This is a genomic window from Lentzea sp. NPDC055074 (assembly GCF_053608005.1).
In genome coordinates this window covers 34,849-52,563 of sequence record NZ_JBSGUQ010000022.1, presented here as the reverse complement: position 1 = coordinate 52,563, position 17,715 = coordinate 34,849, and the positions used below count along the sequence as shown (strand labels likewise).

Below are 17,715 nucleotides of genomic sequence, written 5' to 3'. Positions count from 1 at the left end.
ACAGCACTCCTTCTAGAAGTAGGTACGGATCAGGTCGACCACGGTCGTGCCCTGCACGACCGGGATGAGCTGCCACTTGTCGAACACCGTGCAGGGGTGGGACAGACCGAGCCCGACCCAGTCGCCGACCCGGACCGTGGACTCGGGCCCCAGGGACAGGAACGCGTGCTGGTCGTTGAGCGCGGTGACCTCCGCCTGCGCCAGCGGGGCGATCGCTCCGTCACCGCGGCGCACGAGCTGCGGTTCGGGCAGGCCCTCGTCGAACGACGCGTCGCGCTTGCCGATCGTCAGCAACGCGAGGTCGCGCTGCGGCCGTGACGTCACCTGGGCCCAGGCCCGCAGGGCGCTGCGGAACGGCTCCACGCCGTCGATCCGGGAGAACGGCGAGATCCCGCGGTAGAAGCCGTCGTCGTGCGTGATGTACGCGCCGCTGCGCAGCACCGGTGTCACGGGCATCGGCCACGGCTGCGACAACGTCGCCGCCACCTGGTCGAAGTACGCGCTGCCGCCCGCCGTGACGATCACCGAGTCCAGCTCGTCGAGCAGTCCGGCGTCGCCCAGCTGCAGCACGAGCGTGCGCAGGTCGGACAGGTAGCCGTCGACGACCGCCTGCGACGCCTCGGACGCGTCGTGCGCCAGCGCGCCCTCGTAACCGCCGGCGCCCACCAGTCGCAGCACCGGGCTCTGGTCCACGGCCCGTGCGACGGCCAGCGCCGTGTCCAGGTCGCGCGCACCCGTCCGGCCTCCCGGAGCGCCGAGCTCGACCAGCACGTCGACCGGCCGTGACGGCTGGAGCTCCTGCAGGATCTCGCTCATCAGCGCGACCCCGGCCTCGGAGTCGGCCCAGCAGCTGAACTCGAAGCCCGGATCGCCGTCGAGCTCGGTGACGAGCCAGCGCAGCGCGGCGGGGTCGAGCAGCTGGTTCGCCAGCAGGATCCGGCTCACCCCGAACGCCCGGTAGACCCGCAGCTGCGAAGCGTTGGCCGCCGTGATGCCCCAGACCCCGTGCTCGATCTGCCGCTGGAACAGCTGCGGCGCCATCGTCGTCTTGCCGTGCGGTGCCAGCTTGACGCCGTGGTTGTCGCACCACTTCGACATCGTCGTCAGGTTGTGCGTCAACGCGTCCGCGTCCAGCACGACGAGCGGCCCGACGAACTCGTCGGCGAACAGGTCGAGACGCCGGTCCGCGACCTCGCCGATCGTCGAGCCGAACGTGCTCGACGGCAGGCCCTTGAAGCGCCAGCTGATCCGTTCCGACCTGATGTCCGCGACGGCCGTGAGGTCCATCTCCATCAGATGTTGCATATTTTGCAACTCCCATTGCGCGATGTGATGCTGAGTTGTGTAGCATTCGGTCTCGCCGCCGTCAACGAACACCTCTGGAGCGCGCATGCGGTTCGATCACGTCGGCGGTGTCGTGTGTCTGGGCGAGACCATGGTGATGATGGTTCCGGCTGAACCCGGTCCCGTGCATCTGGTGCGAACCTGGCACAGGGCCGTCGGAGGCGCCGAGTCCAACGTCGCCGTGCACCTGACGCGCCTCGGCGTGCGGTCGTCCTGGGTCAGCGCCGTCGGCGACGACTCGTTCGGGATGGCGGTGCTCGACACCGTGTCCGGCTTCGGCGTCGACGTGTCCGGGGTCCGGGTGGACCCGACCCGTCCGACAGGCCTGTACGTCAAGGAGGCCTCGCCGCACGGCAGCCCGGTGCGCTACTACCGGCGCGGGTCGGCGGCGTCGGGCATGGGCCTAGAGATGATCGACCGGCTCGGGCTGGGCGAGGTCGCGTTGGTGCACCTCAGCGGCATCACGCCCGCTCTGTCCGACTCGTGCCTCGCGATGATGCGCGAGCTGTTGCGCAGGCCGCGGCACGGGTTCCGGATCTCGTTCGACCTGAACTGGCGGCCCGCTCTGTGGACCGACCGCGACCCGCGCGTGCTGCGCGAGCTCGCGGACATGGCCGACGTCGTGCTGGCCGGTTCCGACGAGGCGGAGCTGGTGTGGGGCACGGGGGATCCGCAACGGCTGAGGCGGTTGCTGCCCGGTCCGGCGTCGCTGGTCGTGAAGCAGGGCGCGGAGGGCGCGACGCTGCTGGAGGACGGTTCGTCCTACTTCGAGCCGGCGCTGAAGGTCGAGGTCGTGGAGCCGGTGGGCGCGGGCGACGCGTTCGCGGCGGGCTTCCTCGCGGCCACCCTGGCGGGGGAGAGCCCGTCCGTCCGGCTGCGCGCCGGGCACCTGCAGGCGGCGTCCGCTTTGCTCACCGCCGAGGACGTCGGAGATCCTTTGCCGGACGACGTGACGGTACCGCTGCTGCACGCCGACCCGCAGACCTGGGCGTCCGCCCGCCTGGAGGTGTAGATGAGCCAGAGTCTCGACAGAGCGCTCACCCTGGTGAGCCAGCTCGCGACGGGCCCGAAGACGCTGGACGAGCTGTCCGCCGTGATCGGCGTGCACAAGTCGACGACGCTGAGGCTGCTGCGCACGCTGGAGTCGCACCGCTTCGTGCAACGCGACGGCGTGCACCACTACCGCCTCGGCACGGCGCTGTTCGACCTCGCCAACCGGGCCCTGGAGGAACGCGACGTCCGCCGCGCCGCCGAGCCCGCGTTGCGCGACCTCAACTCCCGCCTGGGCCACACCGTCCACCTCGCGTCCTACGAGGACGGTGAGGTGATCTACATCGACAAGTACGAGTCCAGGCACCAGATGCGCATGTACTCGCGCATCGGCCGCCGCGCGCCGCTGCACTGCACGGCCGTGGCGAAGATCCTGCTGGCCGACCTGTCCGCCCCGGCGTTGCAGAAGGTGCTGGCGGGCATGGAGTTCCCGCGCCTGACCGACAACACCATCCTCGGCCCGGCCGCCTACCTGGCCGAGCTGGACCGGGTGCGCGCCAACGGGTACGCCGTCGACAACTCCGAGCACGAGGACTTCATCCACTGCATCGCGGCCCCGATCAAGGGCGCGCGAGGTGAGGTCCTCGCGGCCGTGTCGATGTCCGTGCCGAAGGTGCTGCTCGACTACGAAGGCCTGCTGTCCCACCTGCCGGACCTTCTTGCCACCGCCGAAGCTGCATCAGTCGAATGCGGTTATGTTCCGAGATAAGGGGAGTTCCGTTGTCCAAGGTTGAGATCAAGACCGCCGACGCGCCGCAGCCGGTGGCCCGTTTCTCGCAGGGTGTGCGCAAGGGCAACATCCTGCAGGTCGCGGGCCAGGTCGCGTTCGACCCGAAGTCCGGCGACATCGTCGGCACCACCGTGGCCGAGCAGACGCGCCAGACGTTCGCGAACCTGCACGCCGTCCTCGCCGCCGGTGGCGCGTCCATCGACGACGTCGTGATGATCCGCGTCTACCTCACCGACACCGCGCACTTCGCGGAGCTGAACGAGGTGTACGGCGAGTTCGTCACCGACCCGGCGCCCGCTCGCACGACCGTCTACGTCGGCCTGCCCGCCGGTCTGCTGGTGGAGATCGACGCGCTGGCCGTCGTCGACTGATCTGCCGAACGACGAAGGCGCGCCCCGAGCTCGGGGCGCGCCTTCGTCATGTCTGTTCTGGTGTCAGGGCCCTTCGACCGCCGGTGAGCTGTACCTCGGCGTGGTGACAGCAGTCAGGGAAGCGCTGTCACGGCGCACGAACGCGACTCCCAGCAGCCCGTTCGGCTTGCGCCAGCTGAAGAACGCGTTGTTCGCGTCGTCGAGCGCGGCGGTGGGATCCGTGGCCGCCTCCTCCAGCGAAGGCGTGACCCACTCTCCGTACGCCGCGGCCGGGGCCTGCTGGCTCACGACGCGGATGAAGTTGTCGCTGCCCCGGACGGCCACCTCGACCTGGTCGTTCGGCCTGACGATCGCGAACGGGTTGCCCGCGGCCACGAACTCGCCTGTGCCGACAACCGAGCCCTCGGGGTAGGCGTCGTCCTTCTTCCGCGACGAGTAGATCCTGCCGTCCGCCTTGGCGTAGAAGATCTCCAGGGCGCCGTTCAGATGCCGGACGACGGAGGGCCTGCCGAGGGCGCCGGTGATGAGGACCGGGAGACGCGGCTCGGACGACATCATCATGTCACCCGTGGAGGCGAGGTACGAGAGTGAGTGGAGTTTGATCCTGCCGTCTGCCTGGCGGGTGACGAACGACAGGATCTCCGTACCTGGACTGGGAATGACGGCGAAGTCACGAGTCCATCCGGTGCTGATCTGCTTCCACGCGGTGAACTGTCCGTTGTCGTCGACCTGACGGCGCTGCCAGAGCACGCCGGAGGCGTCGACGGCGAAGACGCGCAGCCTGTCGACGCCGTCGCGGACCATCACGGGAGCGCCGGGCATGAAACCGCCGTGGTTGTTCAGGCCCGCGCCGTAGGTGTCGTTGACGGCGGTTTGGGTCTTACCGCGGTAGACGGCGTCCTCGCTGCTGTTCGCGAGCGTCTCGACTCGGCCGTCCTTGTGCAGGGCGGCCGCGGGCTGGCCCGCGTAGCGGTGGTAGTCGGAGAAGGCCTGATACTCCCAGGTGGTGCCGTTGCCGAGGTGTCGTTGCCCGGCCACGGTCAGGGCCTTCTGCGCGTTCACGTAGAAGATCGAGAGGTGGTTGTCCGGTGTGCGGAGCATGACGTTCGGGTCGTTGAGACCCTCGGGAACGACGGGCCTGGAGGGCACGGGGAAGCCGGTGAGGCGGCAGCCGTTCGGGTCGATCGTCACGTCGAGATCGTTGTACCAGCCGGTGCCGACGATCTTGCCCCGGTTGGTGTCCGGGTCACCGGCGTCCCAGGTGTTGGTGTCCTCGCGGTAGCGGTACCAGAGGAGCTGGCCGCCGTTGATGTTCGCGGTGCCGTAGAGGACGTCGCCGGACGCGGCGACCTTGTTGAACATGTTCCAGCCGGTGCCCGCCGGGAGGCCGTACTGGACCCAGCGGTTCGCGGTGAAGTCGTGACGGAAGCGGAAGAGCTCTCCGCCGGGAGTGCGGGCGTAGAGGACGCCATCGCCGGCCGCGACGATCAGGTCGTACTTGTTCCAGTCCTGGTCGAGGACCTGGCCGCCGCCGGTCTCGGGGGTCCACATCCCGGTCGCGTCGTCGCCCTGCCAGATGTAGACGCGCAGGCGGCCCTTGTCGTCGATCGCGTAGAGCCGCCCCTTCTCGTCGACGGTCACGCGGTTGCGGTACTCGGGCGTCGAGTAGCGCTCCCAGCCGTTGCCCACCGAGCGGTACTGGGCGCCATTCCAGTTCTCCCAGATCCGGGTGCCCTCGCGGAGCTTGAAGCGCCGGAGCTCGCCGTTGTTGTCGCCGCGCAGGTGGTAGATCACACCGTCGGGGCCGGCGAGGGTGCGGCCGGTGTTCCAGCCGTTGCCCACCCCGTCCTCCTTGGCGCCCCAGACGAAGGTCCCGTTCTCGGGCTCCTGGTGCGAATAGGTGAACAGATCGCCGTTCTGCTGCACCCCGTAGAAGGTGACGCCGGTCTTGCAGGTGAACGTGGACGCCGCGGAGGCGACAGGGGTGGTGATGCCGCCCAGGCCGACACCCAGCACCATCGCGAGTCCCAGCGCGCGTCTTGAACTACCTGATGACATGTAATCCCCCAGATCGGACATCGACGGCGGGAGAGTACGCAGCGGGCATCGTGCCGACACGGACGCACTTGCACACTTGCACACACTGTGCAACCGAGCGCTTGCCGTAAGTATGCGAAACGGGCACTCTGCCCGGCGCACACCCGCTGATCGCTACTGGGGGTAGTCCAGCATGCGCTTCACACCGCGTACGAGACGTGGGCTCTTCGCTCTTGTCGCCGCTCTGGTGGTGGTGCTGTTCGTCGGCACCGTCGCCCCGTCGATGATCCAGCTGTTGCCGCAGTGGGGTGCCAACGGACAGCTCGACCCGAGCCAGCTCGCTCCTGACCAGGTGTGGGGATCGGCAGACGGCCAGCGGCACGAGACCGGCGAAGGCACCGTCAACCGGGCGATGCCGGTGTCCGAGTCCTCCAAATACCCGCAGTACAAGCCGAAGGACGCACCTGCCGGTGCCACCAACGTCGCGCGGGAAGTGGCGGCGCCGAACACGTTCACGGGGTTCGATCCCGCGAAGAGCAAGGAAGACGCGAGCAAGCGCGGCACGAACTCCCGGACGTTCGTGAACCCGGACGGCACCGAGACCACGGAGCTCTCGCAGTCGGCCGAGAACTACCGTGCCGCGGACGGTTCCTACCAGCCCATCGACACGACGCTGGTGCCCGAGGGTGACGGCTGGCGCAACAAGGCCGACTCCGTCCGAACGCGACTGTCCGGTACCGCGGCGGAAGAACCTTTCGTGAGCATGAAACTCGCGGGCGGTGAGGAGATGTCCTACGGCCTCGCGGGCACCGCGGCCGTGCGGGGCCAGGCCTCGGGCAGCACGATCGTCTACCCCGGCGTCAGCCCGCACACCGACCTGCGCCTCGACGTCATGCCGGGCGGTGTCAAGGAAACGATGGTGCTGGCGAACGGCCAGGCCTCGAACACCTGGCTGTTCCCTTTGCGGCTCAACGGACTGCGGGCGAAGATCCAGGACGGCAACGTCGTGCTCAGCGACGACCGGGGTGATGTCAAGGCGCAGATCCCGGCCGGTCACATGGTCGACGCCGCCGGTGTGCGGTCCGACGCCGTCGCCTACGAGATCACACGGCACAACGGCGCTCCCGCGCTGAAGCTGACCGCGGACCAGGGCTGGCTGCGCGACGGCGCGCGCAGGTACCCGGTCGCCGTCGACCCGTCGGTGTCCGAACAGACCAGCGGCCTTTCCATGTACAACAACGGAACGACTGCCCGCAGCGGTGACGAGATGCACGTCGGCAACGGGTGGACCGGCTACCTGAAGTTCGACGGGGTCAGGTCCGCGCTGCGCGACCACCGGGTGTTCGCGGCTCAGCTGAGCCTCGCGAACTTCTACGCCGAGCCCTCGTGCCGCCCGGAGCCGATCACGGTGCACGAGGTGCTGCAGTCGTGGGGTTCCGGCACCGCGGCGCGGTTGAGCACCGGCGCGCAGATGTCCCGTACCGCGTTCGCACACGGTCATGTCGAGTTCGGCCAGAGCCAGTCCGCCTGTCCCACCGCGAACGAGGTGATCGACCTCGGCGAGCACGGACGCAACGTCGTGCAGGCCTGGGCGAGGGGAACGACGAACAACGGGCTCGCGGTCAAGGCCGTGAGCGGGTTCAAGAAGTTCGTCGGGCACGCCGCCGCCCAGAACAAGCCCAAGCTCTACGTCACGCACACGCCGTACGACGCGAGCTACAAGATCGAGCGGGGTGTGCCGGAACCGCCCGTGCACGGTGGCTCGGCCGGTTACGTGCAGATCGCGGTGACCAACAACGGCAGCCAGACCTGGTCGAAGGCCGCCGGGTACAAGCTCGCCTACCGCGCGTTCCGCACCGACGGTTCCCCGGTCGCCTCGGTCACCTCGAACGATGAGATGCCCGAGGTCGGGCCCGGTCAGACCGTTTCACTCAAGGCGAAGATCGAGGCGTTGCGGGCGGGGGACTACCTCCTCGACTTCAGCGTGGTGCACAACAACACCTACTTCACCGACGAGCAGATCCCGCCCGCGCGGCTGTCGTTGTCGGTGATCAACATTCCACCGTTCATCACGGGTCTCTATCCGCCGGCGGGGCACAACGTGCCGACGCTGATGCCTCAGCTGTGGGCGAAGGCGATCGACGTCGACCCGCTGCCCGGTGTGCCGGTCGGTGTCGGCTACGAGTTCGAGATCTGCTCCAGCAGGGCCGACGGCACCCCCGACCACCCGAACGGCTGCCGTCGCTCGCCGAGGGTGAACACGCAGACCTGGACCGTCCCCGCAGGGTGGTTGCAGTGGAGCGAGACCTACCACTGGCGGCCTTGGGCCTACGACTCCGAGGGACAGGCCAACAACCCGCCGCTGCCGTTCAGCGCGTTGCTGACCTCGGTACCGCAGCCGGACATCACGTCCCACCTGGGCGGTGCGCCGTACAGCGCGGGTGACCTCGACTTCGACCCGCAGATCGGCAACTACTCGACCGGCGCGGTCGACGCCTCGGTCAGCGTCGCGGGACCCGAGCTCACGATCGCCCGTACCTACAACAGCCTCGACCCGCGCAAGCACAACCTGTTCGGCGCGGGATGGTCGACGCGGTTCGACACGCGGGTGATCAAGGACCTCGACCAGTCCGGCAACGTCGTCGTGACGTACCCGGACGGTCAGCAGGTCAGGTTCGGCAAGAACGCCGAGCCGGGCAGCTTCGACCCGCCGCCCGGCCGTCAGGCGACCTTCTACCAGGAGATCGGCAACGGCTCGAAGTACAAGCTGGTCGACAAGTCGAACACCGTCTACACCTTCCGGGAGTTCGACGGCAGGTTGATCGGCATCGTCGACAACGCGGGCCGCGAGGTCGAGCTCACCTACGGGCTCGGCGGTCAGATCGACCAGGCGATCAGCAAGGCCAGCGGCCGCACGCTGACCTTCGAGTGGGAGGGCGCCCACGTCAAGCGGGTCAAGACCGAGGCTCCGTCCACCGGGGCGGCGCAGATCGTCTGGACCTACGAGTACACCGGCGACCAGCTGACCAAGGTCTGCGACCCGCACACGAAGTGCACGAACTACGGCTACACCACCGGTTCGCACTACCGCTCGATGGTGCTCGACTCGAAGCCCTACTCGTACTGGCGACTCGGCGAGCCCAGCGGCGAGCACGCGGTCAGCCAGGTGCAGACGAACCTCAACCGCGACTGGGGCAAGCACCGCGACGTCACGCTGGGCCGTCCGGGCCCGCTGGAGGACAGCCCGGACACCGCGGTCTCGTTCAACGGCACCACCTCCAGGGTGGAACTGCCGCGCGCCGCGGTCATGAAGAACCGAGACCTGTCGATCGAGATGTGGTTCAAGACCACGTCGGGCGGTCCGCTGATCGGGTTCCAGCACAAGAAGTACGAGGAGACCCAGGACGGCGCGGTCCCGGTGCTCTACGTGGACCGCGACGGCAAGCTGCGCGGCCAGTTCTGGCACGGCAGGGTCGCCCCGATCACCACCACCGCCAAGGTCAACGACGGCCAGTGGCACCACGTGGTGCTGACCGGATCCGTGAACGTCCAGAAGATGTTCGTCGACGGCAGGTACGTCAACGAGACACTGGGCGAGATCGACGACAGCCGGCTCGAGTTCGGCCAGATCGGCGCGGGCTTCGCGGTCGGCCCGGCTGACTGGGAACCGGCCGGCTGGTGGCCGGGTGAGGCGAAGAAGCACTTCCAGGGCGAGATCGACGAGGTCGCGCTCTACCACTACCCGCTCGGCCAGGAGGCGGTGAGCGGTCACTTCAACGGCCGCACGCGCGCGGACCTGCTGAAGTCCGTGACGATGCCGTCCGAGCGGGTCGCGGCCGAGATCGAGTACGACAACGTCAACGACCGGATCAAGCAGTACACCGACGAGAACGGTGGTACCTGGAAGCTCGGCCTGCCCACGGTGTCCAGCACCGAGAAGCCGGTCGACCAGGAGGGGGCCACCAAGGACACCTCGATCGTCAACATGGTCAAGACGATCGGTGTGACCGACCCCGGGGGACGGCCGCACTACTTCGACTACGACCCGGTGAAGGGCCGGATCATCCGGTTCGCCGCACCGCTCGGCGTCGACGTGCGGCACGAGGACAGAGCGGATCCCTCGATCATCACGACGGTCCCGACCTCGGCACCACCCTGTTCCGGCACGCCCGCGACGAACCCCGACGGCACACCTGCCTACTGCGGCGGGACGGGCAGCGGCGGGTCGCAGTGGACGGGCGGCCCGGTCCAGGGCGTCGGCGCGCGGACCTACGAGTACGACGCGACCGGGTTCCAGCACCGGATCGTCGACGAGAACGGCTCCGTCGTCGAGCTGACCCACGACACACGTGGCAACGTCGTCAAGCGCAAGACGTGCCAGGACCCCAGTGCGTGCAACACGGAGCACTTCACCTACCAGCCGTTCACGCCCGGCAACGAGACCAACCCGAAGATCGACAAGCAGCTCACCGCGCGTGACGGCCGGTCGGCAGGTCCTGACGACACCAGGTTCCTCACCACGTCGGCCTACGACGACCTGGGGAACCTGACCTCGCAGACGATGCCGGACGGCAAGTCGGTGACGCACACCTACACCGACGAGAACACCGCGCCCGTCCCGCGTCCCGGCCAGACCACGACCAAGCCCACTCCGCCGAAGGGACTGCTGCAGTCCACAAAGGATGCTCGTGGGCAGAGGACCGAGTACCGGTACCACGACAACGGTGACCTGTACGAGAAGAAGGAACCCAACGGGCTGATCACCCGGTACGCCTACGACAACCTGGGTCGCACGACCAGTGAGAAGGAGATCTCTTCCGCCTTCCCCCTGGGCCTGGAGACCAGGACCGTCTACGACGGGGCCAACCGCCCGGTCGAGGTGACCGACGCCGCGGTGACGAACGCGGTGACGGGCAAGAAGCACACCAAGTTCACCAAGACCACCTACAACGCCGACGGGCAGCCGTCGGAGATCGTGGTCTCGGACCTGACCGGCGGCGACGCCTCTCGCACGATCTCCTACTCCTACGACGATCGCGGTCGTCAGGACTCGGTGACCGACGGCGAGGGCAACAGGACCTCCTACGGTTACGACAACTTCGGCAACCGCACGTTCGTGGTGGACGCGCTGGGCACGAAGATCGAGTACGCCTACACGGCGCGCAACAAGGTCGCCGAAGTGAGGATGCGCGGCTGGCACGGCAAGGCCGTGTCCGGAGGCGTCCAGCAGGACGACGAGGAGCCCGACGCGGGCCGCCTGCTGGTGATGGAGGCCAACACCTACGACCTCGGCGGCCGGCTCGTCCGCAGGGTCGACGCGATGGGCCGCAAGACCCTCTACGAGTACTACGGCAACGGGCTGGTGTTCCGCGTGTTCGCGGAGGTGACCGGCGCCGACGGCAAGCCGCGCAAGATCGAGCTCGAGTCGAACAAGTACGACGGCGCGGGCAACGTCGTGGAGCGGAAGTCCGCGGGCGGCAAGGTCGTCACCTACAAGTTCGACAACGCCGGCCGCATCGAGGAGTCGCTCGCCGACCCCGCGGGCCTGCAGCGGCGTGTGGGTTACAAGTACGACGAGAACGGCAACGTCAAGGAGGTCACCCGCTCCGGCAAGGGGTCCAACACGCCGGGGATCATCACCGACACGTCCGACGTGGTCACCTTCGACTACGACAACGAGGGCAACCAGATCGCGGAGACCGTGCAGAACGGCACGTTGTCCCGCAAGACGTCACGCACCTACGACCAGCGCGGCCTGAAGATCAGCGAGACGGATCCGCGCGGCAACGCCACCGGCGCCGACCCGGTGGAGTTCACCACGAACTTCACCTACGACGAGGCGGAACGGCAGGTCGCCGTCGAGCAGCCGTCGGTCAAGGTGGAGAGCGACGGCGGCGACCCCGTCGTGCGCAGGCCGAAGAGCTTCATCGGGTTCAACACCTTCGGTGACCAGACCCAGTCGAAGGACGAGAACGGGCACGTCGTCACGAGCGCGTTCGACAAGGCCGCGCGGCTGGTCCGCACGGAGACGCCCGACTACGTCGCGCCCGGTTCGACCACACCGATCAAGGGCGTGATCGAGCGCAGGTACGACGCCGTCGGCAACGCCGTCGAGGTCAAGGACCCGCGGGGCGCGGTCTCGCGCTTCCGGTACGACCAGCGAGGCCGGATGGTCGAGCGGCAGGACCCGAAGGCCGACGCCCCGACCGAGATCGGCGGTGTCTGGAAGTACACCTACACGCACAACGACGAGCAGCTCTCCGTCACCGACCCGACCGGTGCGCGCACCGAGGCGACCTACGACGAGTTGGGGCGCAAGAAGACCGAGTCGGTGCTCGAACGCAAGCCGGTCTCGGCGGCGTTCACCACCGTCTTCGAGCACAACGACGCGGGGGAGCTGAAGAAGATCACCTCACCCGCGCCGGCCGCCGACGTCACGACGTTCACCTACGACACGCTGGGGCAGCGGACGTCCGGCACCGACGCGGCGAACGTGACGACGCAGTCCGGGTACGACGGCGCCGGCCGTCCTGTCTGGCAGCGCGACGCGCTCGGCCGCACCAGCTACCTGCGCTACGACCAGACCGGGTCGATGACCGGCCAGTTCAGTCTGGACGGTCAGAGCCGGGTCCTGCGCAACACGGTCATGACGCACGACTTCGCGGGCAACGTGAAGTCGGTGACCGACGCCATGGGGCGCAAGGCGGAGTACTCCTACGACGCGCTGGGCAGGCTGATCCAGCAGAAGGAGCCGGTGTCCGACGCGGACGCCGACTCGATCACGACGTCGTTCGGCTACGACGCCGCAGGACAGCGCACCCGGTACACCGATGGTCGCGGCAACAACTTCGTCACGACCTACAACTCGTGGGCGTTGCCGGAGAAGGTGATCGAGCCGTCGACGACGGCGCATCCCGCCTTGGCCGACCGGACGTGGACCAACACGTACGACCAGGCCGGCAGTTCGAAGAAGATGACCGCCCCCGGCAACGTGACGCGGGAGCGTTCGTACGACGCGCTGGGAAGGCTGACGACCGAGACCGGCGCGGGTGCGGCGTCCGCGACGACGACGCGTGCACAGGCGTACGACCTCTCGGGCAGGCTGAAGGAGCTCGACGCGCCCGGCGGTCGCAACACCTACGACTACAACGACCGCGGTGGTCTGCTGTCGGCTTCCGGGCCGTCCGGTGCGTCGTCGTTCGAGTACGACGAGCAGGGCCGGGTGAAGACGCGCACGGACGCGGCGGGCACGGCGAGGTTCACGTACGACAAGGGCCGTCTGCACACGATGACCGACGGGGTCACCGGTGTCGGCCAGATCGTGTCGTACAACGCCGCCGGTCAGTTGTCGAAGATCCAGTACGGGTCTGTGCGCAGCCGCACCGTCGACTACGACGGACTGGGCAGGCAGAAGCTCGACGAGCTCAGGACGGCCGCCGGTGCTGTGGAGTCGTCGGCCGTCTACGAGTACGACAACAACGACAGGTTGCGACGCAAGGCCGTCACCGGTCTTGCGGGCGCCGGTGAACACACCTACACCTACGACTACGCGAACCGCCTGAAGTCTTGGACCTTCGGCGGTGCGACGACGGCCTATTCGTGGGACAAGTCCGGCAACCGCACGCAGAACGGTGCGAAGACCGCGGCGTACGACGAGCGCAACCGGCTCAGGTCGGACGGCGACTACACCTACAAGTACTCGGCGCGCGGAACGATGGATTCCCGCACGTCGTCGGGCATGGAGGAGAAGTTCTCCTTCGACGCCTTCGACCGCATGGTCGCCGTGGGCACCACGTCCTACGCCTACGACGGCGCGGATCGCATGGTGTCCCGCAACACCAAGTCGTTCGCGTACGCGGGCTTCGACATCGACCCGGTCTCGGACGACAAGGCCGTGTACGGCCGCGGCGCGTCCGGCGAGCTGATGTCCATTTCGGAGGGTGGCGCCAAGCGGCTCGCCCTGTCGGACAAGCACGGTGACCTGGTCGGTGGCTTCGACCCCACGGCCACCTCGGGGGTCGCGGACTCGGCGGCGTACGACCCGTTCGGGGTGCCCACCGCCTCCGCCGGTGCCCAGCGCCAGCTCGGTTACCAGGGCGACTGGACGGACCCGGACACCAAGCAGGTCAACATGGGTGCCCGCTGGTACCAGCCGGGCACGGGGGGCTTCGCCTCACGCGACTCGGTCACGGCTTCCTCGGGCCCGTCGGTGTTGTTCAACCGCTACACCTACGGCGCCGGCCGCCCGACGGACATGATCGACCCCGACGGCCACTGGCCGGACTGGGGCCAGGTCTGGAACGGCGTGAAGACCGTCGCGAAGGCCGGCCTGGAGGTCGTCAAGGAGGTCTCCGGCTACAACGACGTCGCGAACTTCATCCGCGAACCCAGCTGGGCCAACGCCTTCTGGGCGGCGTCGAACTTCATCCCGGGCGGCAAGCTGCTCAAGGGGGCCAAGTACCTCTACAAGTACGGCGACGACGTTCTCGGCGCAGCACGCAAGTACGGCGATGACGTCGTCGGAGGTGCTCGCCGCTACGGCGACGACGTGGTCGGCGGTGCGCGGAAGTTCGGCGACGACCTGGCCGCTGCAGGCCGCCGGGTGGGCGACTTCGCGAAATCAGCCCTGAAGGAAGCCGCTCAGCTGGCGGCGAAGAAGGCCGCGGCCGAAGCCGCGGCGAGAGCGGCACGAATAGCCGCGATGGCCGCGATCACCAAACGAGCCAAGGCGGCCATCGCCCACGCGGCGAAGAACAATCCGCTCCCGGTGCTGGCCGCGGCCCTGCGGCCGCGGATCCAGATGAAGGACCTCGTGTCGTCGTCGGCGAACCTGCCGGCCCGCAAGGTCGGCGCGCTGGCGGAGAACGTCCAGGACGTCAACAAGACGATCGACATCATCAAGGCCACGATCGTCAAGCCGGGCACCGACGTCATCAAGGCGGTCGGCGAGCAGGCGGTGTCGGACCTCGCGAACTCCGCGGTGCCCGGAGCCGGCGACTTCCTCGCGTTGCTGGGCGGTGGCAAGAAACGGGGCAACAGCGCGGCGAAGGACGCGGGGCACAAGTCACGCGGCGAGTCGAGCACAGGCTCGCCCTGCCTCGACCCGAACAGCTTCGACGGGTCGACCACCGTGCTGATGGCCGACGGCTCACGCAAGCCGATCGCGTCGCTGAAGGTCGGCGACGTCGTGCGCGCCACCGATCCGACGACGGGTGCGTCCGGTGCCAAGGCCGTGACCGACGTCCGGTCGCACGAGGCCGACGGCAGGCTCTACGAGATCACGGTGCTGACCTCGTCGGGTGTGGCCAAGATCGTCTCGACGGACGGGCACCCGTTCTGGGTCTCGTCGCTCGGGGAGTGGCGCAAGGCGCAGGAGCTGAAGTTCGGGTACCGGTTCACCACCGCCGACGGCCGTCCGGCCACGGTGCTGGGGACTCGGTCGTTCTCGAAGGTCCAGCTCGTCTACAACCTCACGGTCGACGGGACCCACACGTACTACGTGGGTGCTGCCGGGCGGGGGCAGAGCGCCGCTGCCGATGTCCTGACCCACAACTGCGGCAACGGGATCGATGGTGAGGGCTGGGCCCCTGAGGGCTACATGAAGGATGAGGTCGCGTCTCGTCGTGCCGGCCTCACCGATCGTAAGGACTTCTGGACGGAACGGGCCAGCGATCTCCCCAACGGTCTTGTCCAGAAGGATGTGCCGCGGGAGATCCGCGACCTCGTCAGCGACTACAAGGCCGACCCGAACATGCGGCCTCGTCAGGCGAAGGACGAGAACGGCAACTGGGGTGACGACTTGCTGAGAGGGACAGAACTCAGCCGTAGCAAGCGAGATCACTGGCAGGGTGCGCCGATCTACTATAACGGCGACGAGACGAGCCAGGCGCGGATCGCGGTTCATCCGGCCACCAATGAGATCGTCTGGTTTGGACTTTATCCGAAGGGACATCAAAAGGCTGGCGGGCACAACTACGGAAACATGAATCGCTATCCGTGGCGATGAACCGCAGAGCTGTCTGATCGAATAGAAGATTCCAGGTTGGCGTGGACGGTTTTCCGGCCGCCCACGCCAACCTGCGTTCTCCGGAAGGGGTGGACCGGGTGGCCGTGGCTGAGTTGGCAGCGTCGTTCGAAGAGGCGAGCCTGCGCCTGATCGGGATCGTCGGCATCGAGACCCCGCTCGTGCCGCCCAGAGTCGCCGGGCTCGTCTTCTCCTGTCGTGAGCCGGAGGTCGTGGCGAGAGAGTCGTTGCGGCTCGCCGACCCGCAGCTGGTGGAAAAGGCAAACGAAGCCTGGTACCGGACGTCTCGAGGGGTCGGTCTGCTGGCGGACGAAGGCAGGTTTCTCGTGTCGTTCGAACAGGACAGGATCGGCTGGCCGGGGGCGCGGTGGTGGGCGGAGGTCGAGCTCACCGGCCAGTGGGACGTGATGGGCAGAGGAGCGGCGAGCGGCATGCTCGGACGCGGCCGGGGGCGTCCGTTGTTCGTGGCGATGTCGCTGGACGGGAACGTGCTCGTCGGGAGCGATCACGGCGAGACCGACCTGCAAGTGGTGGCCGTACGTCATCCCGAACGGATCGCGTATCTCCGAGGCCGAGCCGAGTTCATGCTCGGCCGGGACCACGTCGACGATTTCGTGAAGGCAGGTATTCGTCGCTGGCTTGGCGCGCATCCCGCTGAATGAGACCTTTCTTCCCGGAGTGGAGGGCCTCGTTGCCGGGCGTGGGGCTTGGCTGCGACCTTGAGAGCGGCACGGCTGTCACGACGCGTGACTCCGCTTCCGGAGCATCCCGCGTTGCATGTCTCAGGTGATCATCGACGCCCGATTGGTCACGTGACACCATCCGTGCCATGAAGTGGTACGCGGACAGACCGGCAAGGTTCACGCGTCAACTGATCGCCGACCTCCTGGCCGTCGGCTGGGTCGCCCTCTGGATCTGGGTGGCCACCACGGTCCACGACTGGGTCCTGGAGCTCAGGGCCCCGGGAGACGGCCTGGTCAACGCGGGCGGCAGCATCCGTGACGTCTTCACCAACGCGGCGGCCAAGGCCAAGGGTGTGCCCTTCGTGGGCGAGGACCTGGCCGGGGCACTGGGCAACGGCAGCAAGGCCGGCGAGACGCTGACCAGTGCGGGCAACGCGCAGATCGGCGTGGTGCAGGACTCCGCGTTCTGGCTTGCCGTCGCCATCGTTGTCATCCCCGTCCTCTTCCTCCTCATGTCCTGGCTGCCGGTCAGGCTGCGGTACGCGCGCAAGGCCGCGAACACCGCGCGGCTGCGGGACAAGCCTGATCTGCTGGCTTTGAGAGCGCTCACGAGCCTGAGCCCGCGCGAGCTCGGCAAGTTCGACGGTGATCCCGCTGTGGCCTGGCGGACCGGGGACACGGACGTGATCGACGAGTTGGCCCGGCGTCAGCTCGCCTCGGTGGGGGTGCGGGCATGATCGCGCTCGCTGTGATCGCCGCTGTCGTGGCGATGTGTGCCGTGGCCATCGCCTTGTGGCAGGCCCGTGAGGCCAAGCACGCGCAGGCGGCTGCCAAGGAGGCTGCGGAGGCCGCCGCCAGGGCGCAGGAGGAGGCGGCTGCCGCGCGGAAGGCCGTCGAGCAGGCCACGGGCAGTGCGTTTCAGGCCAAGAACGCTGCTGACGAGGCGAAGAAGGCCGCCGCGAAGGCCGAGGAGGCCATCGGGAAGGCGGCGGAGGAGGCCACGGCGTCGCGGATGCTCGCCGACGAGGCCCAGTTCACCGCTCAGCAGGTGACGGCGCAGATCAACGGGATCACCGAGCTGCTGGCCGTGGAGCGGAGCAAGCGGGGGATGCCCACGTTCGCGATCACGCCCGGCGCGCCCGACGAGTTCCGGCTCAGCTACTTCGGCGGGCCCGCCGTCATCGAGCAGCTCACGGTGTCGGTGGTGCCGGGCTCGAGGGTGCTCGGGCTCCAGCAGTACGAGGACGAGCCGCCGGTCGAGCACCTGGAGGTCGGGCCGCTGCACAACGGGGCCACCGTCAGCTTCCGGGCCGCCACCGGGCAGCGGGCCAGCGCCGTGTTCCAGGTCAGGGCCGAGCCGTGGGAACCGGTCGTGGGGGGGGGGGGGGGGGGGGGGGGCCCCCCCCCCGGGGGGGGGGGGGGGGCGGGGGAGATTTAAGCCCGCCCGGCGCCCCCCCCGCGCGCGGGGGCGGGGGC

General features: G+C 68.3%; 9 protein-coding genes. 7 read left to right on the top strand and 2 right to left on the bottom strand.

Features of this window, described 5'->3' with window-relative positions; genetic code table 11:
* Positions 1–12 precede the first annotated feature (12 nt).
* Positions 13–1,293, bottom strand: a complete 1,281-nt coding sequence (locus ACWF7A_RS36630) for an amino acid deaminase (protein ID WP_452255084.1) — start codon at positions 1,291–1,293, stop codon at positions 13–15.
* 97 nt (positions 1,294–1,390) lie between these two features.
* On the opposite strand from ACWF7A_RS36630, the gene ACWF7A_RS36625 reads away from it, so the two are divergent.
* From ACWF7A_RS36625 to ACWF7A_RS36615, 3 genes are read left to right on the top strand one after another with little or no spacing between them, the layout of a single operon-like run.
* Positions 1,391–2,356, top strand: coding sequence for a sugar kinase (locus ACWF7A_RS36625; protein WP_452255083.1), 966 nt, complete (start codon positions 1,391–1,393; stop codon positions 2,354–2,356).
* A complete protein-coding gene (locus ACWF7A_RS36620; protein ID WP_452255082.1) occupies positions 2,357–3,103 on the top strand; it encodes an IclR family transcriptional regulator in 747 nt (248 codons plus the stop codon).
* Between the two features lie 11 nt (positions 3,104–3,114).
* A complete protein-coding gene (locus ACWF7A_RS36615; protein ID WP_189159655.1) occupies positions 3,115–3,495 on the top strand; it encodes a RidA family protein in 381 nt (126 codons plus the stop codon).
* 63 nt (positions 3,496–3,558) lie between these two features.
* Here ACWF7A_RS36615 and ACWF7A_RS36610 read toward each other — a convergent pair whose 3' ends face one another.
* Positions 3,559–5,514 (bottom strand): tachylectin-related carbohydrate-binding protein, encoded by a 1,956-nt coding sequence (locus ACWF7A_RS36610; RefSeq protein WP_452255081.1) that lies wholly within the window; start codon positions 5,512–5,514, stop codon positions 3,559–3,561.
* A 211-nt stretch (positions 5,515–5,725) separates the two neighbouring features.
* Here ACWF7A_RS36610 and ACWF7A_RS36605 point away from each other — a divergent pair, with 211 nt between their 5' ends.
* From ACWF7A_RS36605 to ACWF7A_RS36590, 4 genes are all read left to right on the top strand, one after another.
* Positions 5,726–15,538 carry a LamG-like jellyroll fold domain-containing protein gene (locus ACWF7A_RS36605; protein ID WP_452255080.1) on the top strand — a complete coding sequence of 3,271 codons (9,813 nt, stop codon included), beginning with the start codon at positions 5,726–5,728 and terminating at the stop codon, positions 15,536–15,538.
* Between the two features lie 104 nt (positions 15,539–15,642).
* Positions 15,643–16,218: a hypothetical protein gene (locus ACWF7A_RS36600; RefSeq protein ID WP_452255079.1), complete on the top strand. Its 576-nt coding sequence runs from the start codon at positions 15,643–15,645 to the stop codon at positions 16,216–16,218.
* 167 nt (positions 16,219–16,385) lie between these two features.
* Positions 16,386–16,976, top strand: coding sequence for a hypothetical protein (locus ACWF7A_RS36595; protein ID WP_452255078.1), 591 nt, complete (start codon positions 16,386–16,388; stop codon positions 16,974–16,976).
* Positions 16,973–17,677 carry a hypothetical protein gene (locus ACWF7A_RS36590; protein WP_452255077.1) on the top strand — a complete coding sequence of 235 codons (705 nt, stop codon included), beginning with the start codon at positions 16,973–16,975 and terminating at the stop codon, positions 17,675–17,677. The genes ACWF7A_RS36595 and ACWF7A_RS36590 overlap by 4 nt, the downstream gene beginning before the upstream one ends.
* The last annotated feature ends 38 nt before the right edge of the window (positions 17,678–17,715 follow it).